The sequence below is a fragment of the Vibrio sp. 05-20-BW147 genome, from assembly GCF_013369385.1.
In the GTDB taxonomy this organism is placed as follows: domain Bacteria; phylum Pseudomonadota; class Gammaproteobacteria; order Enterobacterales; family Vibrionaceae; genus Vibrio; species Vibrio floridensis.
In genome coordinates this window covers 1-17,507 of record NZ_SZTO01000031.1, presented here as the reverse complement: position 1 = coordinate 17,507, position 17,507 = coordinate 1, and the positions used below count along the sequence as shown (strand labels likewise).

10 protein-coding genes and 4 pseudogenes are annotated in these 17,507 nt (G+C 47.5%); 5 read left to right on the top strand and 9 right to left on the bottom strand.

The genetic code is table 11. The annotated features are described in order from the left end of the window. Positions 1-153: 153 nt before the first annotated feature. A pseudogene (locus FC652_RS20620) lies at positions 154-255 on the top strand (transcriptional regulator); the annotation flags it as partial. A gap of 27 nt (positions 256-282) precedes the next feature. On the opposite strand, the pseudogene FC652_RS18920 reads toward FC652_RS20620, so the two are convergent. The 4 genes and pseudogenes from FC652_RS18920 to FC652_RS18905 form a co-directional block, all read right to left on the bottom strand. Next, positions 283-840, bottom strand: a pseudogene (locus tag FC652_RS18920) (LysR substrate-binding domain-containing protein); the annotation flags it as partial. A gap of 550 nt (positions 841-1,390) precedes the next feature. Further along, positions 1,391-2,554, bottom strand: a complete 1,164-nt coding sequence (locus FC652_RS18915) for a lipase family protein (protein WP_176299767.1) — start codon at positions 2,552-2,554, stop codon at positions 1,391-1,393. Next, positions 2,551-3,075 carry a DUF4198 domain-containing protein gene (locus tag FC652_RS18910; RefSeq protein WP_255199191.1) on the bottom strand — a complete coding sequence of 175 codons (525 nt, stop codon included), beginning with the start codon at positions 3,073-3,075 and terminating at the stop codon, positions 2,551-2,553. The genes FC652_RS18915 and FC652_RS18910 overlap by 4 nt, the downstream gene beginning before the upstream one ends. Before the next feature lie 162 nt (positions 3,076-3,237). Continuing rightward, positions 3,238-3,681: pseudogene (locus tag FC652_RS18905) on the bottom strand (Crp/Fnr family transcriptional regulator); the annotation flags it as partial. Between FC652_RS18905 and FC652_RS20615 the strand changes: the two are divergent. Then, positions 3,580-4,020 carry a hypothetical protein gene (locus tag FC652_RS20615; protein ID WP_237286218.1) on the top strand — a complete coding sequence of 147 codons (441 nt, stop codon included), beginning with the start codon at positions 3,580-3,582 and terminating at the stop codon, positions 4,018-4,020. The pseudogene FC652_RS18905 and the gene FC652_RS20615 overlap by 102 nt on opposite strands. 103 nt (positions 4,021-4,123) lie before the next feature. On the opposite strand, the gene FC652_RS18895 is transcribed toward FC652_RS20615, so the two are convergent. The 3 genes from FC652_RS18895 to fdhF form a co-directional block, all read right to left on the bottom strand. Continuing rightward, positions 4,124-4,966 (bottom strand): hypothetical protein, encoded by an 843-nt coding sequence (locus FC652_RS18895; RefSeq protein ID WP_176299766.1) that lies wholly within the window; start codon positions 4,964-4,966, stop codon positions 4,124-4,126. A gap of 414 nt (positions 4,967-5,380) precedes the next feature. Beyond that, positions 5,381-7,861: a glycoside hydrolase family 2 protein gene (locus FC652_RS18890; protein ID WP_176299765.1), complete on the bottom strand. Its 2,481-nt coding sequence runs from the start codon at positions 7,859-7,861 to the stop codon at positions 5,381-5,383. A gap of 166 nt (positions 7,862-8,027) precedes the next feature. After that, positions 8,028-12,227: a formate dehydrogenase subunit alpha gene (gene fdhF, locus FC652_RS18885; RefSeq protein WP_176299764.1), complete on the bottom strand. Its 4,200-nt coding sequence runs from the start codon at positions 12,225-12,227 to the stop codon at positions 8,028-8,030. A 559-nt stretch (positions 12,228-12,786) separates the two neighbouring features. Between fdhF and FC652_RS18880 the strand changes: the two genes are divergently transcribed. Together FC652_RS18880 and FC652_RS18875 are read left to right on the top strand one after the other, a co-directional pair. Further along, entirely contained in the window at positions 12,787-13,227 is a 441-nt protein-coding gene (locus FC652_RS18880) for a PTS sugar transporter subunit IIA (protein WP_176299763.1), read from the top strand. An 11-nt stretch (positions 13,228-13,238) separates the two neighbouring features. Further along, positions 13,239-14,639 (top strand): fructose-specific PTS transporter subunit EIIC, encoded by a 1,401-nt coding sequence (locus FC652_RS18875; protein WP_176299762.1) that lies wholly within the window; start codon positions 13,239-13,241, stop codon positions 14,637-14,639. 57 nt (positions 14,640-14,696) lie between these two features. On the opposite strand, the gene FC652_RS18870 is transcribed toward FC652_RS18875, so the two are convergent. Continuing rightward, positions 14,697-15,596: an EamA family transporter gene (locus FC652_RS18870; RefSeq protein ID WP_176299761.1), complete on the bottom strand. Its 900-nt coding sequence runs from the start codon at positions 15,594-15,596 to the stop codon at positions 14,697-14,699. A 96-nt stretch (positions 15,597-15,692) separates the two neighbouring features. Between FC652_RS18870 and FC652_RS18865 the strand changes: the two genes are divergently transcribed. Beyond that, positions 15,693-17,075, top strand: coding sequence for a PLP-dependent aminotransferase family protein (locus tag FC652_RS18865; RefSeq protein WP_176299760.1), 1,383 nt, complete (start codon positions 15,693-15,695; stop codon positions 17,073-17,075). A gap of 290 nt (positions 17,076-17,365) precedes the next feature. Here the strand turns inward: FC652_RS18865 and FC652_RS18860 are convergent. Continuing rightward, positions 17,366-17,507: pseudogene (locus tag FC652_RS18860) on the bottom strand (ISAs1 family transposase); the annotation flags it as partial.

Here is a 17,507-nt window from a genome sequence, read left to right as displayed (position 1 = left end):
GCTAATAACAAGGAACATAACATCGATAAGGTCGTGTTTTTGGTTGATGTCCGAGCGAGTATCTTCTACAACAGATAAGTGTTCAATAAGGTTCAAAATGACTGTGCTGCTGAGGGTTTGGCACAATTAGATCATATTTGTTAACAAAGTGCGATCCCGCCCTGGGTTAATTATGGCCTCACACCAAAAGGTAGGGAGCTCGCCAGAATTGTCGACATCATTGTCGAAAGCTCAGATAAATGGGACGAAATATAAGGCAAAATACATCTAACCATCATTGCCTTACTGAAAATGAAGTTCTCTTTGTAACCATTCCTTAAAAGCGTTAATCCTTAACACACGTGATGACGAAGGATCACTGATCACGGAGATGCGAACGCCAGGTTTGAGCCCGATGTTAAATGGCTTGACCAGCAAACCGCGCTCAACGAAATCAGCGGTAATGCTCTCTGTCGCCAAGCAGGCACCATGACCCGCAACAACGGCATTAATCGCCATATCGAACGTACTGACTTCCATCCATTGGATCCCTTCACGCTTGGCCTGAACATTGGCACAGTGAAACCATTGATCCCAGTTGAAGGAGGCAGAGTTAAAGTCAATTAGCCAACAGCGTAGCAGTTGTTCTGGCTCAGTAAACTTCATGGATTCTGCTAACTGTGGTGAGCAGTAGGGAAAAATGGCCTCTTCAAATAACGTCTCTTGCTCAAGCTCAAGATGCTCAACGGTGTCATCTCCTTGCCAAATAAGCACATCCGTTTCTGTGTGGCGGATATCAATGCCCTTAGCGTTTTGCACACGAATAGGTACATGAGGGAATTCCATGGTGAATTTCCATAAGCTGAGGTTATAGTTCCTTTAATAAATCGTTGTTCGTAACCCATTTTGTTTGCCTTGATAATAGCGCTATCTGATAAGTAATCAAGGAAATCGCCATGAAACTAGCGAGATGCATCAACATCAAGAAAATACTTAATGCATTGAAATTTAAAATAATATTTTCAATCTTGAGCAAAAAAGAAAAGTGTACGACCACCATGAGTGACCATCTCAAGAAAGACATCGGGCTAGAGTGTGATGAGAAAGACAAATCACACCACTCTAGGTTTTTATAATTAGGACTAATTGTTTAATTTAGAATAGGACTAAGAGCACCCTTTGAGATTAGCTAGCTTGTGGGAAAGAAGAAGAGAGAGCAAATAACATCGAATGCTCTTTAGAGAAAAGAGCGAGAAGACACCCTCTCACTCTTTTTATAAACCGAAACTCATGAACTCGAAACCTGTATGGCAGGCTCGCTAATTGTCACAAAAGGAAGAATGGTACGACACATCACCTATCGGCAAGTCGCAACTTAGCGACTTAATCAGAAAGTTACTGTTGATCACTACTAGAAAATTGCATCCACAGCACGTTTAGCTGTGCTGTAAAGTTTCCCTACTGTGACTTGAAATACCCATCGAATAAAATGAGCAGAAAGATCTGTAATTTTACTGACCCCTCTTCCAGCAAAAACTAACATATGTCCTAACAAACCTTTAGCCTGCTCCGCAAGCTTTTCAGATGCTGCTGCTATTTTTTCGATATTTCTAGCCAACTGATCGTAGAAAGTCATCCCTGTTGATATACGTGCTTGTAACTCAATAGCTCTCGCATGCTGTGGACCGGCATCGTTAAGGAGAGTCACTAACGCTGCACTCAATTTGTTCGCCCAATACCCAGTAAAAGAAGCTTGATTTCTGTCATCAAATTTCAAACGAGTAGGGCGACTTAAATAGTCAAAAGAGCGCACTTTTAATGCCCCCCAATTCTCACTATTGGCAGTATTCAAATATCCTGGCGTATCACTACTTCCCATACCATGTGCAGAAAAATAGACTCCAACACCATCATCTAATCGATATTCTGTACCATTATATGGCGCATGTACAAAAGGCCACAAAGGAATCAATGGAACAGGATCAGCGCCATGTGTACAACGATATATATTTTTATTGGTTTCTGTAGATTTTCGAGCATAGGAAATCTGCCCAACTCTAGGTGCTCCAAAAGTATAAAGTGTTGTAGATACTTTTAGTTCTATTTTAATCCAATCAGAGAATAAAGATGCTAAAGCTCCTCCGAGGCTATGTCCAACACAGTGTATATGACTAGGTGTTTTACTTCGAGAAAGTATAAATCTCTTAACTTGAGGTTTAAGAGAATGAAATGTATTCACAAAACCAGAATGAGCTATGGCGCTATTAGGTGAACCCTTTAATCCGAGATTTAAATTCGTCATCCAATCATGACCAGTTTTAGTCCCTCTAACAGAAATCACCAATTCATTTTCTCGTTTGCCTTTTCCTATACCGATTAAAGCAAATCCTTCCGTTTTCCTGCCTATACCAAATATGCCACCAGTTTGACCTTTAAACGCTTGTGATTCTTTATTTAAACTAAACTCTTTAGTTACAAAACCATCAGCAATAAATTTCTTTTCGTGTCTATTTGTTATAAATTGATAAGGGAGATACGCTAATTCTGATGCCAATTTGGGAGATAATGGAGTCATAAATCCTCTCTAGCTATTTTTTCTTCATAACCTCGTAAACGACATATTCCATAAACAGAATGGGAACGTCCACTAGGAACAACTCGATTTTTAAAATGATACTCGTGAGGCACATCATCTATATCACATTCAAGATTATCTAAATTTTCAAGAATATAATCGTACAATTTTAAACCAGTATGAGAAGACCATAATAGTACTTCATGATTATTGAAACTTGCTACAATTTGAATTCCGATTAAATTCGTATTAATGGATAATGGTTTAAACCACTGACTGTGATTTATTGACTCAAAATAAAACCGTCCTTGTTCATTAGTTCTGGTAACTCTATGGTAATATTTATTAAATCCAGCCAAAATAGACAACTCTATATTTTCCACAGGCTCTCCACCTTTTAATACCACTCCAGAGACTGGTGGACTTACCATTATTTTATTTGGTTTTAAAAAATCCAGCATTTCACTATTAACCATAGAAAAAAACAACAATATAACAAAAAGGAATATGTATTTAATCATTGATAAATCCCTAAACCCAGTCTAAAATATATAGAAACAAATAGAATTGAACAACCATTGATGAATAGTTATTTAAAGTTTTCGCCCAGCTTCACATTAACATGTAACTAATAATGTTAACTAGTTTGTTGTTCTTATTATAATACGATTAACTTACCCGTTTTACTCACTGCTCTCAAGAAAACGTCTGAGCTGCTCTTCGTCGACAATCTCTAAACCGTTTTCTCCTTTGCTAACAAGGCCTTTGTCCATCAGCTCTTTGACGGCACGACGGTAAACGCGGCTTGAGGTGCCAAAACGCTCTGCTTCTTGGTTGACCTTATCAAATCCACCGAGCATGACTGGGCGCTGCTTTTGCTGCAATAAATCAAAAGCGATGTGGTACGCAATGGGGTGAAGCAAGCGGCTGGTGTAGATATCCATCGAATCTTGATAATCTTCCGCCAGTGCAGAGGCAAAAAACACCATCATTTCCGGCTGTTGCTCTAATGCTTGAGCCAAACGATGAATGCAAATGAGGTCAACTTGCAGATGTTCGTCAGCCGTAACCGTCCATTGACAGGAGGTTTGCATATCGCCAACAATGTGGCCATCGCAGCTCACTTCATCAAACTGAGTTTGATCTCAGGCGCTTTTGAGGGCCCTCACTATCTCTATCGTTATAAAAATCGTAAACAGATTAACCAACTCGTCACATATGACCATCACAATTTGGAGTTTACTGTGAACTTACTTTCTCCCGATGAAGCTATTGGCTTGCTCACCGCCCTGGTGGTCTTCGCTGGCATCTATGGCTATGTTCATGTGAAATACATTCGCCACCATCGCATACACATCAAGTTCTTAGATACATTGTGGGGGCTTATGAAAAATACCATCCATGGCGAGCACATTCGCACACTAGGCTACAAATCGGAAAACGAACATTACAAGCCCAAAAACTAGCTCAAGTCAAAGTGCTGCACGCCATAAAACGAAACGGCATCTGAAGAAGCCGTTTCGTTTTGAGACTGAGTCAGTTAGACCTAACTCGAGAGCGCAAACGTGTTCAGTTAATTTTGCTCCAGCTCGAGACTTTGGTGTTGATAAAGCCACATTCGATCAACGCCCGCTCGATGGTCCCTTTTTGTCTAAGGATCGCGATGCCTTGATTGAGCGCTTGAGCCAGTTTTTCGCTTTCAGGGAATTGTCGGGAGAGTATGAAATGACGCGAACCAGTTAAGCCAATTTTCACTTTCGGAATAGGGTAAAACCGAAAACCTCGGGTGGTAAACGAGAGATCATCAGACACCTGAAATGGTGCCAGCAGGAAATCGACGCGGTGGCGGCCCACCATATCAACCATATTGCCCCAGTCGGCCACATTGAGTAAGTTACTCAGCGGCAAGGCTTGTAAAGTGTTCCAATCGCTCACCCATTGCGAGCTACTGACGGCAGAGAGCTGATCAATATGAATGGGCAGCTGCTCATTGAGCAGATCCTCACGGGTGCTAACGGTATACAGGCCCGCTTCAAACTCCCCTTGGCGAATCACCGCATCACTGACCCATAAACGATCGCCATCCCCACCCACTGCGGAATCCCAAATGGTGTTCGCTGCCATGGCATAGTCGGGCAGCATCGACATACGGCGAATACGTTCAGCCACCGGGGCAGTATGAAACTCTAATGTAACGGGCACCCCACCCAACATAAACGCTTGTTGAAGCAACACAATTTCTACCGTGCTGCGCCGTGCTTTGGGGCCAGTAAAATCGTCTATCGTAAGCGGGTCTCGATCATTGACGAAAGCTTGGTAATCTTTCAGCACCTTCTCTTCAACCACGACGGGCAGGACAAGTGCAAAACTCTGACTAGAAAACAATAACAAAATCAGCAACGACCGCATCATTTTGATCCACTCTTTCAATTGAGAAAAACCAGCCACCTAATTATAAATTTATTATTAATGCTATTAAGCGTAGCACGCCCTACTAATCTAAATGAGATTTGTCTGGATGAGTGACCAGTCGAAGCAAACTGCGGCCCAGTTTGCATTCCACTGTTTGCTTGATGTGTTTGCTCCAAATTGGTTTGGAATGCACAACTTAGTTTTTCACTGCGTTCGCATTGTGGCGCAGCCGAGTTCGGCACATTCGCTGAGTTCGGTACGTTGGCTGATAGCCGCTGGCTCTTTTTCTTAAGAAGGCGGCGATTTGCGCACGTGTGAATAACCGCTCTTTTGCATTTAGCTTTGCAATTATCCATTGGGTCATTTCAATCGCTCACTGTGGCCTGACTGTTTTGCATCCTTATCTTGATCGTTTTACTGCATCAAATGATACACCTTGAGGGTGTTGGCCATGGCTTCGGTGTCTTCTCCGAGAAACTCAATGGTCACGGCTTGGTTTGCGAGCAAGGTGATGCTGGAATCGCTGAATCGCCCCTCGGTATCACATTCTAAATGGACATAAAAGGCCGGCTTGTCTGCTATCAAGGTGATGTGATTGCCTTCGATGCTTACGTCAATGTCGGCTTTAGCCATGGGCAAACTCTTGAGCTCGTGAGTGGAAAACCATGTGTTATTGAGTGGCGATAGGTTAGCGATGGTATCGCCATTCACTCTGGCTTCAACGTAAAAGAAACCGTGTTTGAGGCGAGCTGTATCCAGTTCATTTTGCCACACCACTTGATTGCTGTCCGCGCCCGCACTCTGCGTAAAACACCAACTTTGCTCTATCTCACCTTGCCAATTGATCCAACTGACCCGCCCGCTCACTTCACAGGCTTGGCGGGTGTCGTTGAGCAAATGCAAGTTCAACGCTGCGCCGCGCGCTTCATTTTGCGACGTTTGGGGCTGAGAGAAGATCAGTTGCACCGGCGCGAAAAAGCGTTTGGCTTGGTAGTGCAGCTGTTTCCAGCGGCCACTGTATTCCAGACTCGACCACGAGCTCACTGGCCAGTTGTCGTTGAGCTGCCAGTAAAGAATGCCTCGACAAACTGGCGAGATGGCGCGCCAATGTTCGCTGGCGGTTTTTATTGCCATCGACTGCTGCACTTGGCTGAGATAGAGCATCTGTTCAAAACTGGTTGGGAAACGGAAGTAGCGAGTGAACATCTCGGTAATGATGCTATTCCCTCTTGGGTTCTTTTGGTGCACTTCAAAAGTAGGCGAGGTGATGTTCCAATCCTCCACTGGCACAAAGCGTTTGACCTCCGCCAAAGAAGGCCAAGACTGAAAACCAAACTCCGAACAAAAACGGGGGTTAACGCTTTGATAAGCCGTAAACGGTTTACCGGAATGCCACACATCCCAAAAATGCATGTCGCCTTTATTGTCGTCGTGCCAGGCGTCGCCAAAATCGAGTTCCCCGTTGCAGGGGGAACTTGGCCAGAAGGCTCGGCTGCTATCGATGCCGGCAATGGTTTTTTCAATATGGCGATTGAGGCGATCGTAATTGACCGTGTATTTCACTTTGTTTTGTCGCGATTCGTCGTACCAACCAATCGCTCCAATGACTTCGTTATCACCGCACCAAAGCGCAACGCTCGGGTGTTCACGTAACCTTGGGATTTGATACGCCAACTCTTGGGAGACCTCTGCTAAGAAGGCATCGTGACTGGGGTAAAGTGAGCACGCGAACATCATGTCTTGCCACACCAGCAAACCAAGCTCGTCACACAAACGGTAGAAAACATCGCTTTCGTACTGACCACCGCCCCACACGCGAATCATGTTCATGTTGGCATCCACCGCACTTTGTAAGCGCTGGCGATAGCGCTCTAGTGTTTCTCGAGATGGCATCGCATCAATCGGGATCCAGTTCGCCCCTTTGGCAAAAATCGGCACGCCATTGACGACAAACTCCATCGCGGAACCAAGGTCGTCTTGTTGTGTATTCAGCGACAGTTGACGCAGGCCAATCCGTCGGCAGAGATGCTGCTCCTCACAACACACAGAAGCGGTATAAAGTGGCTGTTCGCCATAGCCATTTGGCCACCACAATTGCGGTTTTTCAATCTCAAACTCGCACACAACAACGCCCGTTTTACTCACTTCCACCCGCTGCTCTTGCTCTGCCAAACGGAACTGAAGTGACGTCGGCAACGTGGTTTCGATGTCGGCACTCAGCCACACTTTGACGCTGCCATCGTCGCGCCATTGCTGCTCCGTGGTGAGCGATTTCAGCCAAGTGTGATTGACCACTTGCAGCTCAATTTCATCGTAAATACCAGACACCATCAGGCAGATGCCCCAATCCCAACCAGAGTGACATTGGGTTTTGCGGATTAAGTTCATGTGCGGCAGTTGATTGTTGCCCATCGCAGAAGGGATCACAAAGGGCAGTGCTTTGGCACGCTGATTTGCTTCTTGGTCTACTCGGCGAAATTCTGCGCGCACTTGGTTTTCCCCTTGCTGCAAAAAGGGGCGAATATCGACTTGATAACGCGCAAACATGTTGCTGCATTCAAGCACTTTGTGTTCGTTGATAAACAGCGTCATCAAGGTATCAACGCGAGTGAGGGTCATCCATATGGCTTGGGCTTGAAGGAGAGATTCATCAAGCCATAGCGAGCGCTCGATGTGCCAATCGACTTGCGCGATCCATTGCGCTTGTTTTTCGTTTTCGCCCCAATAAGGGTCATCAATAATGCCCGCGTGCAAAAGCGCGGAGACGTTGTCGCCGGGAATGATCATCGGCACAGAAATGTCAGGGTGTTGAGGAGAAGTGAGTCGCCACTCACCATTTAAATTAAGCTCAGCAGAATGTAAGGATTGGGAAGCAAAAGTCGCATGCGAACGCATAGTAAAACCTATTGTGTTGTTATCGGCTTTGCTCAGTTTAGTGGCGAATATCCCTGATTTTTTCATGGCATTGTTAACGACTGATAAATTGCGGCGCACTTCAAGAAATAAAAAGGCTCACACTGGGTGAGCCATTAAGTATAGGGAGTTGCGAGTTAGTCGTGGCTTACTCCACCAGCGCAGTGTGCAGTTTCTCGATGCGCACCGCCGCCACTTTGAACTCTGGGATCTTCGCATGAGGATCGGTCGCCGTTGTGGTGAGTCGATTCACTGGCGACTCAACAAAGTGGAACGGAATGAACACCACGCCCGCTTGCATACGCTTAGTGACAAACGCCGCGATTTCAATTTCACCGCGACGGGTTGAGACTTTCAGCATGTCGCCATTGCCAATGCCGAGCGCCTCGGCATCTTGCACGCTGATCATCGCTCGTGGCCCCGCAAGATTGTTCAAACCCTGCGTTTTGCGCGTCATGGTACCGGTGTGGAACTGCTCAAGAACACGCCCCGTGGTGAGCACCAGTGGGTACTCTTCATCAGGTAATTCTGCGGCGTAGCGGAACGGGATCGCCTCCATCTGGCCTTTGCCACGGGTAAACTGCGTTTGGTGCATGATTCGCGTGCCTGCAGGGTTGTTTTTGTTGCTCGGCCACTGCACGCCTTCGCGGGTGATGTTGTCCCACTTGAGCCCTGCGTATTGTGGCGTCACGCGGGTGATTTCGTTGGTGATGTCCGCCACCGAACGATAATGCCAATCGCTGCCCATCGCATTGGCGATCTCTTGAATGATTCTCCAATCTTCTTTTGCTTCACCGGGAGGCTTCACCGCAGGATAAATACGCTGAACACGGCGCTCCGTATTGGTAAAGTGACCCGATTTTTCAGCAAACGAGCAAGAAGGCAAGACCACATCGGCGTATTGCGCGGTTTCCGTGAGGAAGATGTCTTGCACCACCAAGAAATCCAGCGCCTCCAATCCCTCAATCACATGCGCCTGATTGGGATCGCTCAATACGGGGTTTTCGCCCATCACATAAAGCGCTCGTACATCACGGCGGCACGCCCCATCGATGATTTCGGTTAGGGTCAATCCCGGCTCCGCAGAGAGATTGGGCGCATCCCATTCAATGACAAATTTCTCGCGCACCAATGGGTTATACACTTTTTGATAGCCCGGGTAGTTGTTTGGTAGCGCGCCCATATCACACGCGCCCTGCACGTTAGACTGCCCGCGCAATGGGTTGATGCCCCCACCCTCGATACCAATGTTGCCACACAGTAATTGAAGATTGGCGATAGAGCGAACGTTGTCATGCCCCGTGGTGTGCTGGGTGATGCCCATTGAGTAGTAGACGGCGGTGCGCTTCGCGGTACCGATCATCCTAGCCATGGCAAAAATGTCGTCGGCTTTTACGCCCGTCACCAATTCGACTTTGTCGAGAGAATAGGCCGGTGACATCACCTCTTGCAGCATGGTATCAAAGCCATCGACACGTTCTTCGATGTACTCCATGTCATACCAGCCGTTTTTGATGATTTGCTGCATCACGCCATTAATCAACATCACATCCGTGCCGGGGCGATGCGCCAAATAGAGCTCAGCGTGATCCGCCATGCCAATGCGTTTGGGGTCCGCCACAATCAAACGCGCGCCATGATGTCGAACCGCTTGTTTGATGTGAGACGCAATCACCGGATGCGCCGCAGAGGTATCCGAACCAATGATGAAGATGACATCTGAGTGCTTGATGCTTGGAATGTCGTTGGTCATCGCGCCACTGCCCAGCGACGCCTCTAATCCCGTGACGGTCGATGCGTGGCAAAGCCTTGCACAGTGATCGACGTTGTTGGTACCCAGTTCACGACGCATGAATTTCTGGAAGGCGTAGTTATCTTCATTGGTGGTTTTCGCCGATGAGAATCCTGCCAATGCGCGGCCACCGAAATCTTGCTTGATGGTGCTGAACTTATCCGCAATTAAGCGGATGGCTTCTTGCCAACTGGCCGGCTGCAACCAACCATCTTTACGGATCAACGGTGTAGTGAGCCGCTCTTCACTGGCGACAAAATCGAAACCATAACGCCCTTTGACACACAACATGCCTTCGTTGACCGGCGAGTGTGCCCCTTCGACATAGCGAATTCGGTTGGCCGCTTCGTCAACATGCATGGTCAACTTACAACCGACCCCGCAGTAGGTACAAATGGTATCCACTTTCTTCAAAGGCGTTTCGCGGCCTTGCGAGCGATCGCGCGCATCGGTCATCGCCCCCACAGGGCAAGCTTGCACACAGGCACCACATTGCACGCAGCGTGAGTCACCCATCATCACCCCCTGACCACCGAAGTTCGGACGGCAATCCGGACGCACCACCGGGCGACCTTTTTCAAGGTTCATGAAACTCAATACACCTTGCACTGACTGTTCACGGCAAGCTTGAATGCACTGACCACAGCTAATACAGCGGTTCGCATCAAAGACAATAAACTCAGAACTGTGGTCGATCGGGTATTTATGACGTGGGTCGTTTTGACGCAATGCTTGCCACTCATCATGGCTTTTGATGTTCACCGAATAGTGGAAGTGCTGTTCCGCGCCATACTCAGTGGCGTAATCGCGCAGGTCACACGACGTGTTGACTTGGCAACCACATTCTAAACAGCGCGCCGCTTCCGCCATCGCTTCGGCGTTATCAAAGCCCAACTCGACTTCTTCAAAGCTTTGCTCGCGCTGCTGAGAGGTCAGCTCAGGCATGATGGTGCGCGCCACTTTCTGCAGGTGAGAAAAATGAAGCGGGTCGACCTGTTTCAACTTCTGCTCTTTACGAGAATTGAAGGGCTTAAGGGGAATATTTTCCATGTCGCCATCGAAGAAACGGTCAATGGCCTGCGCAGCGATGCGCCCATCCGCGACCGCTTCAACCGCGGTGGCTGGGCCACGGCGAAAATCACCGATACTGAAGATATTGCCAGTGCCACTGTGCATGGTTTCTGGATTTGCGTCAGCGGTGTTCCAGCGAGTCAGAGGTAGCGTTAACGCTTCCCCTTGCATAAAGCTCAAATCGGCTTGCTGAGAAACCGCAGCAATCACGGTATCAAATGCTTCGGTGAAATACTCGCCCGTCGCTTCAGGTCGGCGGCGGCCAGAGGCATCGGGCGCACCCAGCGCCATTTTTTCCAGCTTCACTGAGCACACTCGCCCATGTTCGTCGGCGATGTTCTGCGCTGGATTGGTCAGGAAGTGAAACTTGACGCCTTCATGTTCTGCTTCTTCGATTTCGTAATCTTCTGCGGGCATTTCATCGCGAGTACGACGATAGATCAACGTGGTGTCCGCCCCCGTTCTCACCGCCGTCCGCGCGCAGTCGATCGCCGTGTTACCACCCCCGATCACCGCCACTTTTTTGCCTGTGATAAAACGCTGCTCGGTGACGAAGTCTTTCAGATAATCCACCCCTAAATAACAACCATCAAGATCGCTACCCGGATAATCCATCGCCACCGCTTTTGAAGCGCCTACCGCCAAACACACCGCATCATAGTCTTGGCTTAACTGCGACAACCTGATATCTCGACCTAGTTTTTTGTCGGTATGAATCGCCATACCGTTGCGACACATCAACTCGATCTCTTTATCGAGAATGCTCTTAGGTAGGCGATACTCGGGAATGCCATAACGCAGCCAACCACCCGCTTGTGGCATCGCTTCAAACACATCCACCTGATAACCTTCATTGGTGAGGTAATAGCCCGCAGTTAAACCACCAGGGCCACTGCCCACAATCGCAACACGTTTGTTTTTGTCCGCTTTTTTCTCGGGCGTGTAGGCTTCTTGCGCAGCAAGGTCGGCGTCCGCGGCGTGGCGTTTCAGTTGGCGGATAGCAATCGCATCATCCACCAGCGAGCGGCGACATTCGGATTCGCAAAACGCAGGACAAACGCGGCCAATTGACAAAGGCATCGGCAGCGTACGTTTGATCACTTCAATCGCTTTTTGATGGTCGTTTTGCGCAATATGGTAAAGATAGGATTGAATGTCCACGCCCGCTGGGCACGCCGTTTTGCACGGCGCTTCGCAGTCGGCGTAGTGGTCACTCATGATGCGGTTGAGCGCCTGTTTACGATGCGCAGACAGCGCTTCGGATTGCGTGTTTACCGTTAGGCCGTTGTAGACTTCAAGCTCACAAGCTCGGCGAGTACCGCCACTTTCGACCTCAACAACACACAAATCGCATGGGATCTTCTCACCAGAACGATTCATGCCACACAGAGACGGAATCTCAACCCCACACACTTTGGCGGCTTGCAGAACGGTTTGCCCCGCCTCAACGATACGGTATTTACCGTCTATGACAATTTGGATCATACGTTACCCCTTAGGCCGGGATGTTTCACCGGACTTTGGCAGCAAAAAAGCAACGTAGTTACTTTAAACGAGGCCACTTTCCAGCCTCGTTGAGCTACTTCAATTGTTATCATTTTTAACCCTAGTAAATTTAGGGGAATCTCCGTGTGACATGATACTCAATATCCATAACTTTCCTAGGGAAATATCATGCAGAATGTGAAGCGGATATAAGCAAAAAGGCGCCGCACAGTAGAGCCTTTACTCTAATTTGTTCGAATGATAGACGAGAGAAATAGTAGAAGAATTGAACATTAGTTGAGTGGTTGTTCACTTTCCTTGAAGCGCTGATCGGCCAAACCAAACTCACCAAGCACTCTCTGGCAAGCGAAAATGACAAACAATATATAAAATCGCCTTCAATTACGCTCAATACCGAGCCTCTTTTACAGAATGACTTCCATCACACTTAATTACGTGTGGTACAAAAGTATAGTGAGTGAATTATTTTTGCTATTTCGGTAAAACTCTACATCCATTAATTTTAGCTCATCAGTTAAATACCTTCATGAGCAAATAAATGATCACCGAACTCACCAACGTCAATTTAATTAAAGGCAACCTTCAAGCAAATAATAAAAAAGAAGTCTTTGAGGAACTCGCACAAATGCTATTCGAAAATAATCGAATCAGTAGCAAAGAGGCTTTTTTAACCGACATTGAAGCGCGTGAAGCGTTAAGTGTCACTTCAATGGACGGCATCGCTTACCCGCACGCAAAAAGCAAAGCGGTGACAGAGCCTGCCATCGCTGTTGGCGTAAAGCGCGAAGGCATCGAGTATGGCGACGAAGAGGGCATCAAACCGACCGTATTCTTCATGATTGCCTCACCCGATAACGGTGCCGACCACCATATTTATGTTCTTCAAGAATTATTCGGTAAATTTAGCGAAGAGTTTATTGAAGATATTCATAACGCAAAAGACGAAAACCAAATACTAAATATTTTAATTAATTCATAAGGCGTGAAATTATGAGTACAATCACAGCTCAAGCTAGTAATAATAGCGATTTCAAAAAAATCCTCAGTACCATGAAAGGTCACCTTTTATTTGGCACTTCTCACATGCTGCCATTTATCGTTGCCGGTGGTGTACTACTGGCGCTGGCGGTCATGGCATCAGGTAAAGGCGCGGTTCCTGCGGACGGTTTATTGGCTGATATTTCTAATATCGGCATTAAAGGTCTGGTGCTGTTCCCAATTATTCTTGGTGGCTTCATCGGTTACTCCATTGCAGACAAACCAGCACTAGCGCCAGCGATGATCTCTTCTGGCATCATGGCGGATATGGGCGGCGGTTTCCTTGGTTGTATCGTAGCGGGCTTCATCGCAGGTGGTGTGGTATTCCAACTTAAAAAGATCCCTCTTTCTGCTAACATGACGGCGTTGGGCGCTTACTTTATCTACCCTCTTATCGGCACTCTTATCTCTGCAGGTATCGTTCTATGGGGTATCGGTGAGCCAATCAAGATCTTCATGGCGTCTATGAACGAATTCCTAGCTTCTATGGCTGGCGCTTCTAAAGTGGTTCTAGGTACGATTCTTGGTGGTATGACGGCATTCGATATGGGCGGTCCAATCAACAAAGTCGCAACGCTATTCGCTCAAACTCAAGTGGATACTCAACCATGGCTAATGGGTGGTGTTGGTATCGCAATCTGTACGCCTCCTTTAGGTATGGCGCTAGCAACATTCCTATTCAAGAAGAAGTTCACTAAGCAAGAGCAAGAAGCAGGTAAAGCAGCAGCAATCATGGGTTCTATCGGTATCTCTGAAGGTGCTATCCCATTCGCAGCAAACGACCCAATGCGCGTTCTTCCTTCAATCGTTGCGGGTGGTATCGTGGGCTGTGTGTTCGGCTTCCTAACAGACGTACTACTACACGCACCATGGGGCGGTCTAATCACAGCTCCTGTATCAAGCAACATCCCAATGTACGTTGTGGGTATCGCACTAGGCTCACTAACAACCGCCGTTATCGTTGGCTTCTGGAAACCAGTCGCGGAAGAAGAAGCAGAAGACGAAATCGCAGAAGCAGCACCAACGCAAGCTCAAGCGGCTCCAGCAGCCGGCGAAGGCGAGTACGACATCGTCGCAGTCACCTGTTGCCCATCTGGCGTAGCACACACCTTCATGGCAGCAAAAGCACTAGAGAAAGCAGGTGCAGCAGCGGGAATCAAGATCAAAGTAGAAACTCAAGGTCAAAACGGCATTCAAAACCGCATCACAGACCTAGATGTGGCAAACGCGAAGCTGGTTATTCTGGCTCACGATATCCAAGTGAAAGATGCACACCGCTTTGCCAACGCGAAAGTCATCGAATGTTCGACCAAGGAGGCAATGAAAAAAGCCGCCGAACTTATCCAAGCTTAAACCTTAAGCTCCTCCCCCAGAGCCCTTTCCCCCAAGGGCTCTTTTTTATTTCCAGCATTAGGTTTTGCTGACTTGAGGAGAATAGCGTGACAACGTTTGCCCCTTTCCTGCCGGTTTCACAATCAAACCGATACCCACAAAAAACAGGACACACGCGAGAATTTGTGCGCTGCCAAGCACTTCATCATACATAAAATAACCAGAGACTAAGGCAAACACGGGCACCAACAAAGTCAGTGGTGCTGTGGTACTGAGTGGGTAGCGAATCAGCAGTCGGTTCCACACCCAATAACCAAACAAGGTGGTGGGATACGCTTGAAAAACCACCGCCACTGTGGTGCTAACATCCCAAACCTTCACTGCTTGTTCAATGATCTCGAGGCCATAGAGTGCCACGGCAAACAGCACAAGCGGAATGGGCGCAAACAGCATCCCCCATACATTGAAAGCAAACGCTTGAGTGGTTTTAGAGGCTTTGACGATCATCCCCATCACCGTCCAGCACGTGGCTGCAATCATAATAAACATCAGCCCCTGCGTAGTAATGTTGCCATTCGTCGCGGAAACCAATATCAGCAGAGCGACCAGCGCCATACCCGCACCAAGCATTTTGCGCTTGGACGCCGACTCTTTATGAACCAAGATACCAACGGCCATGCTAATCAACGCATTCGATGAAAGTAAAACCGAAGACATACCCGATGAGAGGCCTGCCGTGATCGACCAAGAAGCCATCCCCCAGATGCCCACGCCAAACACCACGCCGTAAGCCACTAGATAACGCCAAGCAACGTTGGGACGGGCAATAAAAAATATCGCGGGGATCACCGCCAAGCTAAATCGCGCTGCGGTGGCCAATAGTGGATGCACGTCCGTAATCCCCAACTTGATCATCGAGAAGTTAAATCCCCATATCGCCATAACAAAAATGGCTAAAAATAAATCGTTTCGACTCATCACTCTCCTCCCTTTTGGTTGAAAAAGAGTATTACTTGGGTACAGTTAACGGTACAGATACAATTTTTTACGCAAAAACCAGTACAGTTGAAGACAATGAGCATTTATAGAGCGTTGGCAAATCAGTTTATTCGTGAAATCGAAACAGGAAAACTTGCAGAAGGAAACCGAATGCCTTCGCTCCGTCAGCTGTCTAAGCAGCAGGGCGTAAGTATGTCGACTGCCGTCAGTTGCTATCAGGAATTAGAATCCCAAGGATGGATTCACGCTCGCCCGCAAGCAGGCTATTACGTAGCTCCGCAATGCAGCAAACACAAAACGCCAGAATGGGCGCAGTTCGTCAGCCAGGTTTCAACCGTCAATCAAAGCTTCGCGATTCACTCTCCACATAATGGGCCGCTCGGCATTTCCAGCACCAATATCGATGAAACTGCGTTAAACGAGTTGGAGCGTAGTTTTCGACGTGCGAGTAAACGGATAGGAAAGCGCCTCAACCAATATCCGAACACCCGTGGGGAGCCATCTCTGCGTCACGCGCTGAGCGATCATTTCGCCAAGCTTGGGCTGCATATCAATCCGGATGAGTTGATCATCACCTCAGGCTGCATGCCAGCCATCAAGGCAGCACTTGAAGCCTGCACCCAAGTCGGTGATACCATCGCGATTAGCTCACCTTGTTTTAGTGGAATTTTGGATTTGCTCGGACAAATGGGACGACAGATCGTGGAAATCCCCTCTTTGGACGATGGGATCGATCTGCAACAGTTGGAAGCGCATTTGCAACAAGGCGTCGTAAAAGCGGGCGTATTTTGCACTTCGCACATGAACCCTCAGGGGATCACCATGTCGGCGCAGCAAAAACAGAAGCTGGCCGAGCTTGCCAATCACTATCAAGTGCCGATGATTGAAGATGATGTCTACTTAGAACTGTCCTATTCTGAGCACACACCTCTGCCAGCGAAATGCTATGACCAAGATGGTTTCATCCTTTGGTGTGGCTCTGTCTCTAAGAGTTTGTCGCCCAGTTATCGTCTCGGCTGGTGTCTACCCGGACGATTCATGGAGCGCTATCAGCAACAGCACAGTGCAGCCTGTTTTGGCGTCTCTTTACCGATCCAGCTGGCCATTGCCGACTTTATCGAAACGGGCCACTACGCTAAGCAGTTAAAGCGCCGTCGCAGCAAGCTGTTGGCCTTACGACAAGCCTATCTCGCCTTTTTGTCTGAGCGGCTACCAGGTAAAGTGAATATCAGTCACCCACAAGGGGGCATGGTGCTCTGGCTGCAAGTTCCTGGTTTGAATCTGAGCCAATTCGCCGCGTTGCTCGAAGAGAACCGGATCGATATCCGCTTAGGGCAACTGTTCAGTACGTTGTCGCTCTACAACGACTGCCTGCGCATCAACATTGGGTTTGAATTAACCCAAGAAGTGCAAGATGAGCTGAGCCTGCTCGCTTCAGCAATAACCCAATCTCAATAATAAACACCATTTTTTCCAAACATAACAATTACATTAAAATAAGATAAAAGTCACAAAAAGGATCAGCTTTATATTTAAGAGGCGGTAAACGGACAACTAAAACCATTAAACCCTATGTTTCACACATGTAATTAACATCCTATTTAATTACAAAAATTTGTTATATTTGTCTAAGCACGAACATTACTATGTAGAGATTTAACTTTCATTTGATAGTTTACAGATTTTAAATTAGCGAGATCATTTTATGACTTGGAAACTGATCAGGGCGGGAGCATACTTTGGTGGATTTATAACCCCAAGAAGACTCTTGCCCTATAATCATCGTTCCAACCCGCTTTCTTCATCTTCACTTTTTGGCTCGGAGCACCACAGTCGCATTGCTTGAGCATATTCATGACAAAACGTCTAAACAACGCGATGTTTTCAACA